The sequence below is a fragment of the Burkholderia metallica genome, from assembly GCF_001718555.1.
Taxonomy (GTDB): Bacteria; Pseudomonadota; Gammaproteobacteria; order Burkholderiales; family Burkholderiaceae; genus Burkholderia; species Burkholderia metallica.
Map to the genome: position 1 here is coordinate 3,416,788 of NZ_CP013401.1, position 16,258 is coordinate 3,433,045.

Annotated in this window: 15 protein-coding genes; 10 read left to right on the top strand and 5 right to left on the bottom strand. The window is 65.9% G+C overall.

Features of this window, described 5'->3' with window-relative positions; genetic code table 11:
- Positions 1 to 35 precede the first annotated feature (35 nt).
- Positions 36 to 1,664, bottom strand: coding sequence for an ABC transporter substrate-binding protein (locus WJ16_RS15450; RefSeq protein WP_069257798.1), 1,629 nt, complete (start codon positions 1,662 to 1,664; stop codon positions 36 to 38).
- 326 nt (positions 1,665 to 1,990) lie between these two features.
- Positions 1,991 to 3,298: an MFS transporter gene (locus WJ16_RS15455; protein WP_069257799.1), complete on the bottom strand. Its 1,308-nt coding sequence runs from the start codon at positions 3,296 to 3,298 to the stop codon at positions 1,991 to 1,993.
- Between the two features lie 408 nt (positions 3,299 to 3,706).
- Here WJ16_RS15455 and WJ16_RS15460 point away from each other — a divergent pair, with 408 nt between their 5' ends.
- Together WJ16_RS15460 and WJ16_RS15465 are read left to right on the top strand one after the other, a co-directional pair.
- On the top strand, positions 3,707 to 4,915 hold the full coding sequence (locus WJ16_RS15460) for a DUF6402 family protein (protein WP_236858158.1): 1,209 nt from the start codon (positions 3,707 to 3,709) through the stop codon (positions 4,913 to 4,915).
- Positions 4,912 to 5,427: a hypothetical protein gene (locus WJ16_RS15465; RefSeq protein WP_069257800.1), complete on the top strand. Its 516-nt coding sequence runs from the start codon at positions 4,912 to 4,914 to the stop codon at positions 5,425 to 5,427. The genes WJ16_RS15460 and WJ16_RS15465 overlap by 4 nt, the downstream gene beginning before the upstream one ends.
- Positions 5,428 to 5,633: 206 nt before the next feature.
- Here the strand turns inward: WJ16_RS15465 and WJ16_RS15470 are convergent, their stop codons facing one another.
- From WJ16_RS15470 to WJ16_RS15480, 3 genes are all read right to left on the bottom strand, one after another.
- On the bottom strand, positions 5,634 to 5,945 hold the full coding sequence (locus WJ16_RS15470) for a high-potential iron-sulfur protein (RefSeq protein WP_069257801.1): 312 nt from the start codon (positions 5,943 to 5,945) through the stop codon (positions 5,634 to 5,636).
- 160 nt (positions 5,946 to 6,105) lie between these two features.
- Entirely contained in the window at positions 6,106 to 7,215 is a 1,110-nt protein-coding gene (locus WJ16_RS15475) for an NAD(P)/FAD-dependent oxidoreductase (protein WP_069257802.1), read from the bottom strand.
- Between the two features lie 166 nt (positions 7,216 to 7,381).
- Positions 7,382 to 8,362, bottom strand: coding sequence for an AAA family ATPase (locus WJ16_RS15480; protein ID WP_069257803.1), 981 nt, complete (start codon positions 8,360 to 8,362; stop codon positions 7,382 to 7,384).
- Between the two features lie 228 nt (positions 8,363 to 8,590).
- Here WJ16_RS15480 and WJ16_RS15485 point away from each other — a divergent pair, with 228 nt between their 5' ends.
- The 8 genes from WJ16_RS15485 (at position 8,591) to WJ16_RS15520 (ending at position 16,114) form a co-directional block, all read left to right on the top strand.
- The gene (locus WJ16_RS15485; RefSeq protein ID WP_069258093.1) at positions 8,591 to 9,310 is read left to right on the top strand and encodes a nitroreductase; all 720 of its coding nucleotides are present in this window, start codon (positions 8,591 to 8,593) and stop codon (positions 9,308 to 9,310) included.
- A 146-nt stretch (positions 9,311 to 9,456) separates the two neighbouring features.
- Positions 9,457 to 9,945, top strand: a complete 489-nt coding sequence (locus WJ16_RS15490) for a hypothetical protein (protein ID WP_069257804.1) — start codon at positions 9,457 to 9,459, stop codon at positions 9,943 to 9,945.
- Positions 9,946 to 9,950: 5 nt separating this feature from the next.
- A complete protein-coding gene (locus WJ16_RS15495) occupies positions 9,951 to 10,766 on the top strand; it encodes an endonuclease/exonuclease/phosphatase family protein (RefSeq protein ID WP_069257805.1) in 816 nt (271 codons plus the stop codon).
- Between the two features lie 141 nt (positions 10,767 to 10,907).
- A complete protein-coding gene (locus WJ16_RS15500; RefSeq protein ID WP_069257806.1) occupies positions 10,908 to 11,555 on the top strand; it encodes a LysE family translocator in 648 nt (215 codons plus the stop codon).
- A gap of 233 nt (positions 11,556 to 11,788) precedes the next feature.
- On the top strand, positions 11,789 to 12,559 hold the full coding sequence (locus WJ16_RS15505) for a ferredoxin--NADP reductase (RefSeq protein ID WP_069257807.1): 771 nt from the start codon (positions 11,789 to 11,791) through the stop codon (positions 12,557 to 12,559).
- Between the two features lie 415 nt (positions 12,560 to 12,974).
- Positions 12,975 to 13,790, top strand: a complete 816-nt coding sequence (gene rqpS / locus WJ16_RS15510; protein ID WP_069257808.1) for a quorum system sensor histidine kinase RqpS — start codon at positions 12,975 to 12,977, stop codon at positions 13,788 to 13,790.
- Positions 13,791 to 13,797: 7 nt separating this feature from the next.
- Positions 13,798 to 14,454: a response regulator transcription factor RqpR gene (gene rqpR, locus WJ16_RS15515; protein WP_069257809.1), complete on the top strand. Its 657-nt coding sequence runs from the start codon at positions 13,798 to 13,800 to the stop codon at positions 14,452 to 14,454.
- Between the two features lie 253 nt (positions 14,455 to 14,707).
- A complete protein-coding gene (locus WJ16_RS15520) occupies positions 14,708 to 16,114 on the top strand; it encodes an amino acid permease (RefSeq protein ID WP_069257810.1) in 1,407 nt (468 codons plus the stop codon).
- Positions 16,115 to 16,258 lie beyond the last annotated feature (144 nt).

A 16,258-nucleotide genomic window follows, 5' to 3' on the forward strand; every position in this document is an offset into this window, starting at 1 on the left:
TTGGCCGGTCTTCTCGACAGCTTACGACAGGCGCGTTACTTCACGCTAACACCGTCGAAACGGGCATAGCCGAGCGGCTCGATACGCATGTCGACCACGTTCTTGCGAACCGGCTGGTAGACCGTCGAGTTCGCGATCGGCGAGAACGGCAGCTGTTGCGCGAAGATCTGCTGGGCCTGCGTGTAGAGCTTCGTGCGCGCATCCTGGCCCGTCGTCGTGCGGCCCTTCTGGACCAGCTCGTCGAACGGCTTGTAGCACCAGTGCGAGAAGTTGTTGCCCTTGATCGCCTCGCAGCCGAGCAGCGTGCCGAGCCAGTTGTCCGGATCGCCGTTGTCGCCCGTCCAGCCGATCAGCATCGTGTCCTGCTCGCCCGTGTGCGCACGCTTGATGTACTCGCCCCACTCGTACGTGACGATCTTCGCCTTCACGCCGATCTTCGCCCAGTCGGCCTGGATCATCTCGGCCATCAGACGCGCGTTCGGGTTGTATGCGCGCTGCACGGGCATCGCCCACAGCGTGATATCGAAACCGTTCGGATAGCCGGCCTTCGCGAGCAGCGCCTTCGCCTTCGCGGTGTCGTACGCGGCCATCTTCAGGTTCCTGTCGTACGACCATTGGGTCGGCGGCATCGGCGCGTTCGCAGCCTGGCCGGCGCCCTGGTAGACGGACTCGAGGATCGCCTTCTTGTTGATCGCCATGTCGAGCGCCTGACGCACTTCGAGCTTGTCGACCGGCTTGTGCTCGACGTTGTACGCGAGGTAGCCGAGGTTGAAGCCGGCCTGCGACGGCATGTCGACGCCCGAATCGGCCTTCAGCGTCGCGATGTCGGCCGGACGCGGATAGCTCATCACCTGGCATTCGTTGCGCTTGATCTTCTGCACGCGCACGCCCGGGTCGGGCGTGATCGAGAAGATCAGCTTCGAGATCTTCACTTCGCCCTTCTTCCAGTAATCAGGATTGCCGTCGAACCGGATCGTCGCGTCCTTCGTGTAGCTGCGGAAGATGAACGGGCCCGTGCCGACCGGCTTCTGGTTGATGTCGGCGGCCTTGCCTGCCTTCATCAGCTGGTCGCCGTATTCGGCCGACAAGATCGACGCGAATTCCATCGCCATGTTCTGGATGAACGGCGCATTCGGCTCGGCGAGCGTGAATTTCACGGTGTACGGATCGACCTTCTCGACCTTCGTGATCAGCTTGTCGAGGCCCATGTCGGTGAAGTACGGGAACGACACCGGGTACGCCTTGCGGAACGCCTGGTTCGGATCGAGCATGCGCTGGAACGTGAACAGCACGTCGTCCGCATTGAATTCACGCGTCGGCTTGAAGAAGTCGGTCGTGTGGAACTTCACGCCGTGGCGCAGGTGGAACGTGTACACCTTGCCGTCCGACGACACGTCCCACTTCTCGGCGAGGCCCGGCTCGACCTTCGTGCCGCCGCGCTCGAATTCGACGAGACGGTTGTAGACGGTGAACGTGGCCGCGGTGAAATCGACACCGGTCGTAAATTGCGCGGAATCGAAACCCGCCGGGCTGCCTTCTGAGCAGTAGACGAGCGTTTTGTTCGGGATCTGTGCGAATGCAGAACCCGCGATGCCGAGCGATGCCGCTGCCACGCCTGCAATGGCGGTAACACGCAGGGTGTGCAACAGACGGTTGTATTCCATGTTTCCTCCAGGTCTCCAGATCGGAACCGGCCCGCCCGGGGCCGGCGTACGCGGATATTACTTGAGCTAACGATGTGGCAACAAGCTGGAGAAAAAACTCTTCTAGACCCCCGCGCGGGTTTTTGCCGATGTTTAGTGTGGGTAAAAAATGCGACAACGCGCGCGAGCGACAATTTCGTTCATCTCGCGCAAGTTTCGTTCGACAACTAAACAATTCGGGCGCGAACACGAAGGCGCGATGCGCCGCTTTCCCGTGTTCTGCAGCACATCATTGCGTTTTGCGAAACGATCCGTCGATCGTCGTCGAATCGTCATGGGGCGCGTCGTCACGCCGGCGCGTCGAGATCGGCGCTGCGCGCGGGCACGAACGCGACCGCGACGATCGACAGCGCGATGCCGGCCATCACGTAGTAGGTCGGCGCGAGCGGCGTGCCGGTGACCTTGATCAGCCACGTGACGATGAACTGCCCGAAGCCGCCGAACAGCATCACCGCGACGTTGTACGCGATCGACAGCCCGGTCGAGCGCACGTTGGCCGGAAACAGCTCGGCGATCATCGCGCCGAACGGCCCGTAGTAGCCCGCGAGCGTGACCGACAGCACGGCCTGCACCGCGATCAGCCGCGCGATGCTCGGCGCCGCATCGAGCCACGCGAACAGCGGATACATCAGCGCGAGCGTCAGCACCAGCGACCACAGCGACAGCCCCTTGCGGCCGATGCGGTCGGACCACGCGCCCGCGATCGGCGACAGCACCATCAGCAGCAGGTTGCCGACGATCACCGCGTAGAACGATTCCGCGTAGGGCAGCTTCAGCTGCTTCACCGCGAAGGTCGGCAGATAGCTGATCAGCACGTAGATCGTCACCGTCAGCGCGATCACCGAGCCGAGCCCGCACAGCACTTCGCGCGGGTGGCGCGTGAACACTTCGCCGAGCGTCGCGCGGCGCGCGCTTTGCTGCGCATGCAGGAACGCTTCGGAATCGGCGAGATGGCGGCGGATGTAGAAGCCGATCGGGCCGATCACGAGCCCGAGGATGAACGGCACACGCCAGCCCCAGCTGCGCAGCGCATCGTGCGACAGCCCGCGCGTGACGGCTGCGCCGACGAGCGCGCCGATCAGCAGCGCGGCCGCCTGGCTCGCCATCTGCCAGCTGCCGTAGAAGCCGCGTTTCGAGAACGGCGCGGCCTCGATCAGCAGCGCGGTCGCGCTGCCGAATTCGCCGCCCGCCGAGAAGCCCTGCAGCAGCCGGCCGAGCACGATCAGGATCGGCCCGCCGATGCCGATCGCCGCATACGGCGGCGCGATCGCGAGCAGGAAGATGCCGGCCGTCATCAGCAGGATCACGAGCGACAGCGCGGCCTTGCGGCCCGCGCGATCCGCGTACAGCCCGAACACGATGCCGCCGATCGGGCGCATGAAGAACGCGACGCCGAACGTCGCGGTGGTCAGCAGCAGCGACGAGTATTCGCTCGAGGTCGGGAAGAACAGCTCGGCGATCACGACCGTCATGAAGCCGAACACCGTGAAGTCGTACCACTCGAGCGCGTTGCCGATCACGGCCGCCACCACCGCGCGCCGGTTCAGCGCACGCTCGGGCCGGACCGTTTTGGTTGAATTCGCAATCGTCGCCATGCGTGCCTCGTCCTCGTCAGTTCGCCGTGTCGGGCGGCGCGGCATGCGGGGGCCCCGCGGCGCGCTGGTTTGCAGCGAGTGTAGAAAGCGACGGAACCGTTTTCAAGCAATAAAAAACGCCCCGCCATCTTTCGACGGCGGGCGTGTTGCGGTTTGCGCCGCAATGCGGCATCGCACGATCGCGTGTGAGCGCGACACCTGGGGACACGGGCCCAGCGATACCCCCACCCGTTCGCCTTGCACGTCATTCGCGTTGTGACGGCTGAACTTTCGACTTTGTCTGATTTCCCGCCTTATTTCTTTCCATTAACTTTCATCCGATGCCGTTCCGCCTCGTCAGATCGCATGGCATCCGGCCGAGGCGCCGGAACGTTGGTCTGTCGCAACATATCTTTCTCGGACACCGCCGTGGGCAATAACAAGATTCCCTATTACAAGGCAAATAGGCTGCTGTGGAAATGGGCTCGATGCGAAGGCATCGACGGCTGCGAAATCGTTCGCGAAACCAAGCTGTCGATGGACCAGGCACCACCGCCTTTGCCGGCCACGCCGCCCCCCCCCGAACCCGCCAGGCAGTCCGTCAAACGCCTGACTCACAAGGATCGTGTGAACAAATCGCTCGACGATCTTCTGGCCGTTGCAGAAGCGCTCGCGCGATTCAAAAAGTGGCTCGACACGCCGGACACGCCGAAACATTCCGAACCCACACCGACAGCAGAGCGCGAAAAGAAACAAGCAATCGCACCGCTGGATATCCAGGAGATCCCCGGGGCGATGCGGAAACTCTCGATGCCGGTATCCGCGCGGCTGATGGAACGATGGTTTGCCGGAGCGCTGAACTATTCACCGACCGACAAGGACGAGGCACTATGCATCAATCAGGACGGTCAGCCCTATCCAGCCGACATGTACGACATGAGATCCATCAAGCTCGAATGGATTCTCAACTACCCTCGTGCAAAGGTGCAATATTTGGCACTTCAACAAAGGCAGCGGTTGATCACACCCAGAGCCGTCGAAGCGCTTCGCAAGTGCCTGTCTCGTGTCCGAACCCCGGACGCGACGATCGATGCGTTGTCGCTTTGCAATGGAAACCTCGTGGAATTGCACAACCGCTTCCAGTTCCAGTTCGCAGGCGTTGAAAGTACGTTCGGTCAAAAACTCGACGAGTTCATCCTGAAGCGCCTGACCAACAGTGGAATCCCAGATGACCTGACGGGAGCGCTGGGGTCGTTCAATATCTATGCGGCAGTCGCGTATGCCGAATTCAACCGGGAGGCACGTCGCGCAACGGTCACATCGATTTACCTTTACGTGCGCGACAACTATACATTTTCCGACAGGAGCGACAATCAGTCGCAATATCTCGGGCATTGGAACCACAAGCGTGTCGTCCTCGTCCCCGCAGCGGGCGCAGCCGGAATTGCCGGCATTCCCTGGCTGGACTATCCCGTTGTCGTCGAAGGCAAACGATCTCGAGACAACATCTACTATCCGGTCAGAAACAAGTCGTTTCGCGAGTGGCAGCGACGGCATCGGCGCGGCGGCGACTTCATTATCTTCTCTGACTATCGCTGCGTAACCCTCCCCCAACCTATCGAGATCGTGTTTTCGTGAGTACCGCCGGAGAATCCACAAGTATCGGTACGCTCGTCCTGTTATTGGCGAGCATGGTTATCGTGATTGCATCGATCTCGATGATTCGCGTGCTACGTTTCATCTGGTCGGGTCACGATGGCCGACCGCAGCGGGCCAGGCAAATGCTCTGCGTCTCGATCCGACGCATCGTCGTCACGCTCGCTGCCCTGATCATGCTCGGTATTGCATGGCGCTACTGGCAGGACGCGCGACTGCGTGCGGCCTGCAGCCCGCGAGACCAGGTGACCGAATACTCGCCTGACGGTCGCTATGTCGCGAAATACTGCTACTTCAGAGATACGATCATTCTGAGGCTGTATGGCAAAGACAATATGCGGCTTCGTGCCGAGCGAACCTACCGGGACACGTCGGGGGTCCTCGTCAGCCTGACTTGGACAGAGAACTCATTGACCTATCCCGACGGCGATGTCCTCAAGACGATCAATCTCCCGCCTTCTCTTTACGATCGAATCCTGACGCAACTTCCATAAGTCACGCGAGACACGCCAAAGAGACGGTCACATCACCCTCGCCCCTGGCAAAGCGCTTCGGGCCGGCATCGACCTGCCCTGTGTACACGTAACGAGGCCGCCCGCACAGAAACCGTTTTCAAGCAATAAAAACGCCCGCCGTCTTTCGACGGCGGGCGTGTTGCGGTTTGCGCCGCAATGCGGCATCGCACGATGCCGCACGGGGCTCAACCCATCTTCGAGAAGGCGCTGCACCAGCCCTTCGCCGACACCTGCTTGCCGGGGAATGCGCCGCACGGGCCCGAGGCCGAACCTTTCTTGCCCTGGTACAGCATGCAGGCCGCGCAATCCTGGCCCGCTGCGTATTTCGGGTACTTCGTCTTGTCGACCTTCGTGGCATCGGCCTTGTAGCCGAGTGCCGTCGCGGTCGGATCGCTCTCCGCGAGCATCGGCGCATCGGCCAGCGCTTCGCGCGACAGCGCCAGCGCGGACACCGCACCAATGCTCGTAATCAGGAAACTCCGACGGGTTGTTTTCATGGGGGACTCGCTCCAACGTTATCGATTTGAAAGCTGTTCTGGCGACAGCCGTTCGACAGAATAACGCTGCGGCGAATAAATGTGCGCGCAGAAATTCCGGAGATAAGGAATTTCGCACGGCGTCTCGTGCGGCCCGCCGTGCCGGCGCGAGCCGCACGCGTCACGCATGCGACGCCATGTCGCCCACGCGCTGCGCGAGCGCGAGCGACGCGGTGAGCCCCGGCGATTCGATGCCGAACAGGTTCACGAGCCCGCGCACGCCATGCTGCGCGGCGCCTTGCACGACGAAATCGGCCGGCGGCTCGCCCGGCCCCGCGACCTTCGGCCGGATGCCCGCGTACGCCGGCTGCAGCGCATCGTCGGGCAGGCCCGGCCAGAAGGCGCGAATCGACGTATAGAACGCGCCCGCGCGCGCGGGATCGACTTCGTAGCGCAGCGCATCGATCCATTCGACGTCCGGGCCGAAGCGCGCCTGCCCGCCGAGATCGAACGTCAGGTGCACGCCCAGGCCCGCGCGGTCGGGCATCGGGTAGATCAGGTGCGAGAACGGTGCGCGGCCCGACAGGCTGAAGTAGTTGCCGCGCGCGAGATAGAGCGGCGGCACCCAGCGCGGGTCAAGGCCATGCGTGCGGCGCGCCAGCGCCTGGGCGCCGAGGCCCGCGCTGTTGATCACGCACGCGGCCTCGATCTCGGTCGGCGCGTCGCCGCCCGTGCGCACGATGAAGCGGCCGCCGCGCAGCACGTCGATCGACTCGACCGGGGATTTCAGCGCGCACACGGCGCCGTCGCGTTCCGCGTCGCCGAGCAGCGCGAGCATCAGCTGGTGGCTGTCGACGATGCCGGTGGACGGCGAAAACAGCGCCTCGACGCATTCGAGCGCGGGCTCGAGCGTCTGCGCCTCGGCACGCGTGAGCGGCATCAGGTCGAGCACGCCGTTTTCGGCCGCGCGCGCGGCGATCGCCTTCAGTTGCTTCACCTGCGCGGCGCTGGTGGCGACGAGCAGCTTGCCGACACGCCGGTGCGGCACGTGATGCGTGTCGCAGAATTCGTACAGCAGGTCGCGCCCGTGTACGCACGACGTCGCCTTCAGCGACCCGCGCGGATAGTAGAGCCCCGCGTGGATCACTTCGCTGTTGCGCGAACTCGTACCGGTGCCGATCGCATCGGCCGCCTCGAGCACGAGCGTTTCACGCCCGCGCGCGGCCAGTTCGCGCGCAATCGCCAGACCGACGACGCCCGCACCGATCACGACACAATCCATCTGCTCCATGACGTTTCGCGCCGCTAGCGCGTCGAGGGGAGAGAAGACGATTGTACGTCCCGGTTCACCCGCGTGCCGAAGGTCGTGCCGCCGATGGCGACGACACCGTGCATCACGCGGGACGCACGGCTTCTACCCGGCGCGCCCCGGCCGCCGTGGGGCGCGCACCGCCGCTTCAGAAGCCGATCGGCCGGCGCTTCGCGGCGCCCTCGTCGGCCCGGATGTCGCCCGGCCCGATCGCATCGCGGCCGTCGAGCCGCGCGGCGCCGAATGCGTGCAGCAGCGCGCGGCGCATCGTGCGCGGCGGCGTCGCGGCCAGCACGTCGAGCGCGTCGTCGCCGAGGAGGTCGGGGAAGCGCCGCCCCCACGCATGCGACGTGCGGATCTCGTCGTAGATCGTCTGCGCGATCCGGCGCGCGCCGGCCGCATCCGGCGGCTCGATCTCGTACACGTTCATCCGGTTGAGCAGCGGCTCCGGAATCGCGTGCGCATCGTTCGCGGTCGCGACCCAGATCACGTTGCCCGCATCGATCGGCACTTCCGCGAATTCGTCGATGAACGCGCGCGCGGTGTCGTGCTCGAGCAACGCATACAGCGCGCCGAGCGGATCGTACTGCGCATCGCTGCCGGCCTTGTCGATTTCGTCGACCGCGATCACCGGGTTCGCGTAGCTGCCGTTCACGAGCGCGTCGAACACCTTGCCGGGCTTCGCGTTCTTCCATTGCGACGACGCGCCCGACAGGATCCAGCCGGCCGTCAGCGAACTCATCGGCACATAGTGGTAGGCGGTGCCGAGCAGTTGCGCGAGCGCCTTCGCGAAGTGCGTCTTGCCGATGCCGGGCGGCCCGAGCAGCAGGATCGGCATCAGTTCGAGCCGGTCGTCCGTTTCGAGGCACAGCGCGACCTGCTTGCGCACGTCGTCGAGCGGTTCGGCGAAATTGGGCAACGTCTCGCCGAGCGCGTCGAACGACGGCATCCGGTTCGGCTTCACGCAGAAACGCAGATTCCCCGTCTTGAGCATTTTTTCGTAGGTGGCGCGCAGTGCGTCGCTCGCGCTCTCGTTCAGGTCGCCCAGCGCCGCCTCGACCTGCTCGAGGTCGTACACCGTGCTGAAGGATGCCACCGCCAGTTCCTGTTTCACCATCGCCGTCGTCATACCAACCTCGCTGCTGCTTGCCGTCACACGATCATCAGACCCTTACGATTTCAGTGTAGCGATCCCGCATCCCCGCGCAAGCAAGCAGCCGCGTGCGTCTGCTGCTAACACCCGCGCGCGCTGCACGCCGGCGCGCCGCGGCGTATGATCGTCGGTTCAACCCGCCCGCCGCACCGGCCTGGCCGGCCGCGCGCGCGGCGCTGTCGCACCCGTCCCGAAGGTATGCCGATGTCCGTCCCCACTGCCTTGCCGCGCGTCGATGCCGATGCGGCCGCCGCCGTCGACGCGGCGCTCACGTCGCGCCGCGCGATTCGCGCGTTCCTGCCGACGCCCGTGCCGCTCGACACGATCGAGGCAATCCTCGAAGCCGCGAGCCGCGCGCCGTCGGGCACCAACATCCAGCCGTGGCGCGTGTACGTCGCGACGGGCGCCACGCGCGATGCGCTCGCCGCCGCGCTCACCGCTGCCCACGACGATCCCGCCCGCGACGAGAAATACGTCGCCGAGTACGACTACTACCCGCGCGAATGGGTGTCGCCGTACATCGACCGGCGCCGCAAGGTCGGCTGGGACCTGTACGGGCTGTTGAACATCGGCCGCGACGAGAAGGCGCGCATGCATGCGCAGCACGCGCGCAACTTCCGTTTCTTCGATGCGCCCGTCGCGCTGTTCTTCACGCTCGATCGCGTGATGAGCTACGGTGCGTGGCTCGATTGCGGGATGTTCCTGCAGGGCGTGATGACGGCCGCGCGCGCACGCGGGCTCGATACCTGCCCGCAGGCCGCGTTCGTGCCGTTTCACCGGATCATCACCGAGCACCTCGGCATTCCCGCCAACGAACAGTTCGTCTGCGGGATGGCGCTCGGCCATGCGGACCCGGCCGCGATCGAGAACCGCCTCGTCACCGAGCGCGCGCCGGTCGCCGAGTTCACGCGCTTTTTCGCTTGAAAACGCATGACGCGACCCTACCTTTCGGACAGGAACGCATCGTGCGCCGAACCTGCCGCGTCGCGTCCCGTCACATCGCGACCGAAATCGATCGGGCGTAAGATGTGCGTCCGTTCCCCGCTATTGCGCGTTTCCGGAGACGTTTCATGCTGAAACACGGCCTGGCCGTCCTGCTCGCGAGCGTCGCGCTCGCCGCCCATGCGCAGAGCCCCGCGCCGGCTTCCGTCGCATGGGAGATCCAGGTGGTACGCGACGGTCAGACCATCGACACGTTCCAGCAACGCACCACCGTGGGTCAGTCCCGTACCGACACCCATCGCTACCCGTCCGCGGTGCCGGTCGGCTGCGGCAACGCCGCGCGCGTCGTGCCCACCGAGCGCTCGCGCTCGGTGACGGTCGCGCCGCTCACCGTCGATGCGGGCGCGAACACCGTGTCGCTCGCGCTCGACGTGCAGGAAACGCTCGACGACGAAAACGCGAAGCCGGCCGATCCGTGCGTGCCCGCGTCGCCGCGGCAAATCGTCGCAAGCCACCCCGGCCTGACGGTCGGCGCCGACGCATGGACCGACTGGACGCTCGTCGAGCAGCATCCGCACCTCGTGTACCGCGTGCGGGCGCACGTCGCGAAGGATTGAGCGTCATGTCCGCCGACGCCCTGTCCCTGCCGTTCGCCGAACCGCACGCCGCTCCCGACGAAATCACCGCGGTGAGCTGGAATCTGCACAAGGGCCGCTCGCCGCTCGGCTTCACCGCGTGGAACGCGATGCGCAACTGGATGCAGTCGACGCACGCCGACGTGTATTTCCTGCAGGAAGCGATGGCGCGCCGCATGCCGCGCCCGGTGCTCGCGACCGGCTTCGGTGCGCCGATGGACGACGCGGTCGACGACGTATGGCACTGCCAGGCCACCGAGATCGCGCATGCGCTCGACTGGCAGATCGCGCTCGGGCCGAACGTGTTCAAGCCGTCGTGGCGGCATGGCAACGCGATCCTGTCGCCGCATCCGCTCGACCTCGGCGGCCGCTGGGACATCTCCGCACACCGCTTCGAACGGCGCGGGCTGCTGGTCGCGCGCGCGACGCTCGCGGGTGCGCGCCCGGTCACGCTGCTGTGCGCGCACCTCGCGCTCACGCGCGCCGCGCGGCTGCGCCAGATGCACTGGATCGCGCACTGGATCGTGCGCAACGCGGGCGACGGCCCGCTGATGCTCGCCGGCGACTTCAACGACTGGCGCAACGATTCGGTCGCGCTGTTCGGCGAGATCGGGCTGTCCGAGGTCGCGACGCTGCTCGGTGAATCGGGCCGCACGTTTCCCGCGTTCTCGCCGGCGCTCGCGCTCGACAAGATGTTCGTGCGCGGGCTGACGCCGCTCGAATGGCGCGCCCCGTCCGGCGAAGCCGCGTGGCTGTCGGACCATCTGCCGTACATCGCGCGGCTGCGCCTCGACCCGCAATAACGTTCCGGCAATCGGTCGCTTTCGGTCCGCAATCGGCCCGATGTGGGCCCGATGTCGGCCCGATAGCAGCCCGGTTGCGCGGCGCGCGCTACATTAACGGCTTGCCCATTCCGCCAGCGCCCGCCGCCGGGCCGCGCCGCCATGACCTACCTGCCGATCCTGCTGCAAATCGCCGTCGTCTATCTCGTCGCGGCGATCACCCCCGGCCCGAATTTCTTCATGATTTCGCAACTGTCGCTCGCGGGCCGGCGCAGCCTCGGCGCCGCATCGGCGCTCGGCGTCGGCACCGCGTCGGTCGCGTGGGCGACGCTCGCGATGCTCGGCCTCGCGGCCGTGCTGCACCAGGTGGAATGGCTGTACGAGGCGATCCGGATCGGCGGCGCCGCGTATCTCGTGTATTTCGGCTTCAAGCTGCTGCGCGCGGGCGTGCGCCGCGACGCGGCGCCGGCCGACGCGCCCGACACCCGCGCACCGGCTGCCGCGCCGCACGCGCGCGACTACCTGCGCGCGTATCGCAGCGGCCTGTTCACGTGCCTGACGAACCCGAAATCGTGCGCGTTCTGGACCAGCGTGTTCGCGGCGATGCTGCCCGCGCACGTGCCGCTGTGGTTCAACGGCGCGGTGCTGGTGACGATCGGCGTGCTGTCGGCCGGCTGGTACTCGTGCGTCGCCTGCCTGTTCGCGAGCCCGCGCGCGCAGCGCGGCTACCGGCGCGTGCGGCGCCCGCTCGACGCGCTGTGCGGCGTGGCGCTCGTCGGCCTCGGCGCGAAACTCGCGGCCGAGCGCTGAAAAAGAAAGTGGATTGAAAGGATTCGTTGCGCCAAATCCGCGCGGCCACGGGGGTCAAGCCCGCGATCCGCGCCAACAGGGTAAAATAACCAGTTCCTCAAACGTCTGTCATCGAGAAGGCGCGTGTCCGACGCGCCGGCCGGCCGATCCGCGATCGGGCCGACGCACTCGGTTTTTTTGCCCGTTTTTGGGCCCGTTACTCGCGTTCGCCACGCGCGTCCGTTTTCAAAGCCATGAGCAAATACGACACCGCCACCGTCCAATCCGTCCATCACTGGACCGACACGCTGTTCAGCTTCACCTGCACCCGTGAGGCGAGCCTGCGCTTCAACAACGGCGAATTCACGATGGTCGGCCTCGAGGTCGACGGCAAGCCGCTCGCGCGCGCCTACTCGATCGTCAGCCCGAACTACGAAGAGCATCTCGAATTCTTCAGCATCAAGGTGCAGAACGGCCCGCTGACGTCGCGCCTGCAGCACCTGAAGGTGGGCGACACGGTGCTGATCGGCAAGAAGCCGACGGGCACGCTGGTTGCCGACAACCTGCTGCCGGGCAAGACGCTGTGGATGCTGTCGACGGGCACGGGCCTCGCGCCGTTCATGTCGATCATCCGCGATCCGGACATCTACGACCGCTTCGACAAGGTGATCCTCACGCACACGTGCCGCCTGAAGGGCGAGCTGGCGTACATGGACTACATCAAGCACGACCTGCCGGGCCACGAGTACCTCGGCGACATCATCAAGGAAAAGCTCGTCTACTACCCGACGGTCACGCGCGAAGCGTTCGACAACGAAGGCCGGATCACCGACCTGATCGCCACGGGCAAGCTGTTCACGGATCTCGGCGTCGCGCCGTTCTCGCCGGAAAACGACCGCGTGATGCTGTGCGGCAGCACCGCGATGCTGAAGGACACGACCGACCTGCTGAAGCAGGCCGGCCTCGTCGAAGGCAAGAACAGCGCGCCGGGCCACTACGTGATCGAGCGCGCGTTCGTGGACTGATCGATCCCCGAATTTGCGCGTCATCAAGGACCGGAGCGAAAGCTCCGGTTTTTTTTCGTCCACACTTGGCGAATTCGTAACAAATTGGGATCATCCCACATCAAATAGTTACATTTGGATACGCCATCGGACGGTGCTTGGGCGTCAGTGTTTTTCCTACAACAGGTTCATTCGGATTATTCACATTTACCCTTAAATGTCCGCCCGACATGACCTTTTCGGAATTTTTGAGATATTATTCGCCGCGCGTGGTTGCCGTTCGGATGAGGGTGGAAGGGTCGGATGCAAGTGTTACAGGATGTAACTTTTGTTACCTCGGCAGAGGGCGATTCTCTGGCGGCGACCGTCATCGAAACGGCAGCCGATCCACGCAGCCAGCCGGTGTCTGAACCGCTTTCTGACAGCAGGGAGAGTCATGGATACGTCGCTTAACGCGCCTTCGAGCGCCCACGCCCCGTTCCCGTCGCAACAGCTCGTGCCGGGCTGCGCCGCGACTCCGCCCATTGCCGGCGCCGCGTCGAAACGCGACGCCTCCGCCGCGCGGATCGCCGTGCTGTCCGCCCAGTTGCTCGCCGCCGACGAAGCGGCTCGCCGCCATCTGGCCGGCGAGTTGCACGACGGGCTCGGCGCCGAACTCACCGCTGCGCGGTTCGCACTCGCAAACGTTCAAACGTGGCTGCCGGCCGATGCGCCGGACGGCTGCTTGCGCGCGCTGGCGCTAGCGCAGCAGGCGCTCGACGCCGCGACCGACGCGAATCGCCGGCTGATCGACGAGCGCGCCGCGCCGGCGCTCGACGCGGGCGTGGTCGGTGCGCTGTCGTCGTGGGTCGACGCCCATGCGGCCCGCACGGGCCTGCGCACCAGCTTCGTGTGCGCGGCCGACGCGCGCCTGACGCAGCTCGCCGGCGCCGGCGCGCTCGCGGTGTTCCGCGTCGCGCAGGAAGCCTTGTCGAACGTCGCGAAGCACGCGCGCGCGACGTCGGCCGACGTGCGGATCGCCACCGACCGCACGCATCTGTCACTGATCGTCTCCGACGATGGGACCGGTTTCTCGCGCAGCCGCCGCGCCGGCTACGGGCTGGCCGGCATGCGCGCGCGCTGCGAGGCGTTCGGCGGCCGCTTCGAGACGGCCACGCCGGAAACCGGCCGCGGCACGCGCGTCACCGCGCGCTTCGCGTGGGATTCGCTGCTCGCGGTGCCCGTCGCGGCCCGCCGCGCGTCGCTTTCGTGAGGTCGTCATGAGCCTGAACATCCTGCTCGTGGACGATCATGCGATCGTCCGGCAAGGGATCCGCCAGTTGCTGATCGACCGGAGCGTCGCACGCGACGTCACCGAGGCCGAGAACGGCGGCGACGCGATGGCCGCTGTCGACAAACAGGAATTCGACGTGATCCTGCTCGACATTTCGCTGCCGGACACGAACGGCATCGAGGTGCTCAAGCGCCTCAAGCGCAAGCTGCCGCGCACGCCGGTGCTGATGTTCTCGATGTACCGCGAGGATCAGTACGCGGTGCGCGCGCTGAAGGCCGGCGCCGCCGGCTACCTGTCGAAGACGGTCAACGCCGCGCAGATGATCGGTGCGATCCAGCAGGTGGCGGCCGGCCGCAAGTACGTGAGCCCCGCGATGGCCGAGGCGCTCGCCGAATACGTGTCGTTCGAGAACGAGCCGCTGCCGCACGAGAAGCTGTCCGACCGCGAATACCAGACGCTCTGCATGCTCGCGTCGGGCAAGCGCCTCACCGACATCGCGAACACGCTGTCGCTGTCCGTGAAGACGGTGAGCGTGTACCGGTCGCGGCTGCTCGAGAAGATGCGGCTGTCGAACAACGCGGAGCTCACGTTCTACGTGATGAGCAACCGGCTCGTCGACATGGCGCCCACCGCCGGCGCGTGATGTTCCCGCCGGGCCCGAATCGTCCGGTTCGGCCCGGTTCGCCCCCGTTCGTCCGATTCATCCGCGCCCGCGGCGCGGCGCCTGCCGCGTCGCCGTCCGTGGCGCCCGCCGCGCGCGCAAGCGCTTGTTTTATCGGACGATTTCGCAGCATTGCGCTGCGCCGCAGCGGGTTTTACTCGTCAAATCGGCTAAAATTGCGGGTTTTCACTCAGTCAGCGCTACCGCGCCCGCGCGCGCCGGCGATTCCTCCTCAATGTCTCTCTTCCGCAAGAAAAACGTCGATCGCATGATCGCCGGCGCACATGCCGCCGGGCTCAAGAAAGCGCTCGGCGCGATCGATCTCACCTTCCTCGGCATCGGCGCGATCATCGGCACCGGCATCTTCGTGCTGACCGGCACCGGCGCCGTGCAGGCCGGCCCCGCGCTGATGCTGTCGTTCGTGATTGCCGCGATCGCGTGCGGCCTCGCCGCGTTGTCGTACGCGGAATTCGCGTCGACGATCCCCGTCGCCGGCTCGATCTACACGTATTCGTACGCCACCCTCGGCGAGCTCGTCGCGTGGATCATCGGCTGGGACCTGATGCTCGAATACGGCCTCGCGTCGTCGGCCGTGTCGGTCGGCTGGTCGGGCTACCTGCAGTCGCTGCTGCAGGGCTTCGGGCTGACGCTGCCCACCGTGCTGACGGCCGCGCCCGGCGCGGTACCCGGCGTCGTCACGTGGTTCAACCTGCCCGCGTTCCTCGTGATGATCGTGATCACGACGCTGCTGTCGATCGGCATCCGCGAGTCGACCCGCATCAACAACATCATGGTGTTCATCAAGGTGTCGGTCGTGCTGCTGGTGATCGCGGTCGGCCTGTTCCACGTGACGCCGGCGAACTGGAAGCCGTTCATGCCGCACGGCTGGAACGGCGTGTTCGGCGCGGCGGCCGTGATGTTCTTCGCGTTCATCGGCTTCGACGCGGTGTCGTCGGCCGCCGAGGAAGTGAAGAATCCGAAGCGCGACCTGCCGATCGGCATCATCGCGTCGCTCGCAGTGTGCGCGGTGCTGTACGTGACGGTCGCCGCGGTCGCGACCGGCATCGTGCCGTCGGCCCGGTACGCGAACATCTCGCACCCGATCTCGTATGCGCTGCAGATGGCCGGCGAGACGTGGGTGGCCGGCTTCATCGATCTCGGCGCGGTGCTCGGCATGCTGACCGTGATTCTCGTGATGAGTTACGGCCAGACGCGCGTGATCTTCGCGATGTCGCGCGACGGGCTGCTGCCGGCGACGCTGTCGCGCGTGCATCCGCGCTACGCGACGCCGTTCCTGACCACCTGGCTCGTCGGCCTGTTCTTCGGGCTGATCGCCGCGCTCGTGCCGCTCAACGTGCTCGCCGAGCTGATCAACATCGGCACGCTCGCGGCGTTCTCGATGGTGTCGATCGCGGTGCTCGTGCTGCGTCGTACGCACCCCGACCTGCCGCGCGCGTTCCGCTGCCCGGGCGTGCCCGTGGTGCCGATCCTCGCGGTCGCCGCGTGCCTGTTCCTGATGCTGAACCTGCAGCCCGTCACGTGGGCCGCATTCGGCATCTGGCTCGTGATCGGCCTCGTGATCTACTTCCTGTACTCGCGTCACCACTCGAAGCTCGCGCACGGTCACCACGACGCGCACTGAGCGCCGCCGTGCCGCATGCGGCACGGTGCGCATCCGCGGGGCCGTGCATCGGCCCCGCGCCCCTCTTCCGCCTTCCAGCCCCCTGCACGCTTGCCGCGGCCGGTTCATAATCGCGCCATCGAACGGCGGCCCCGCATCGGCGGG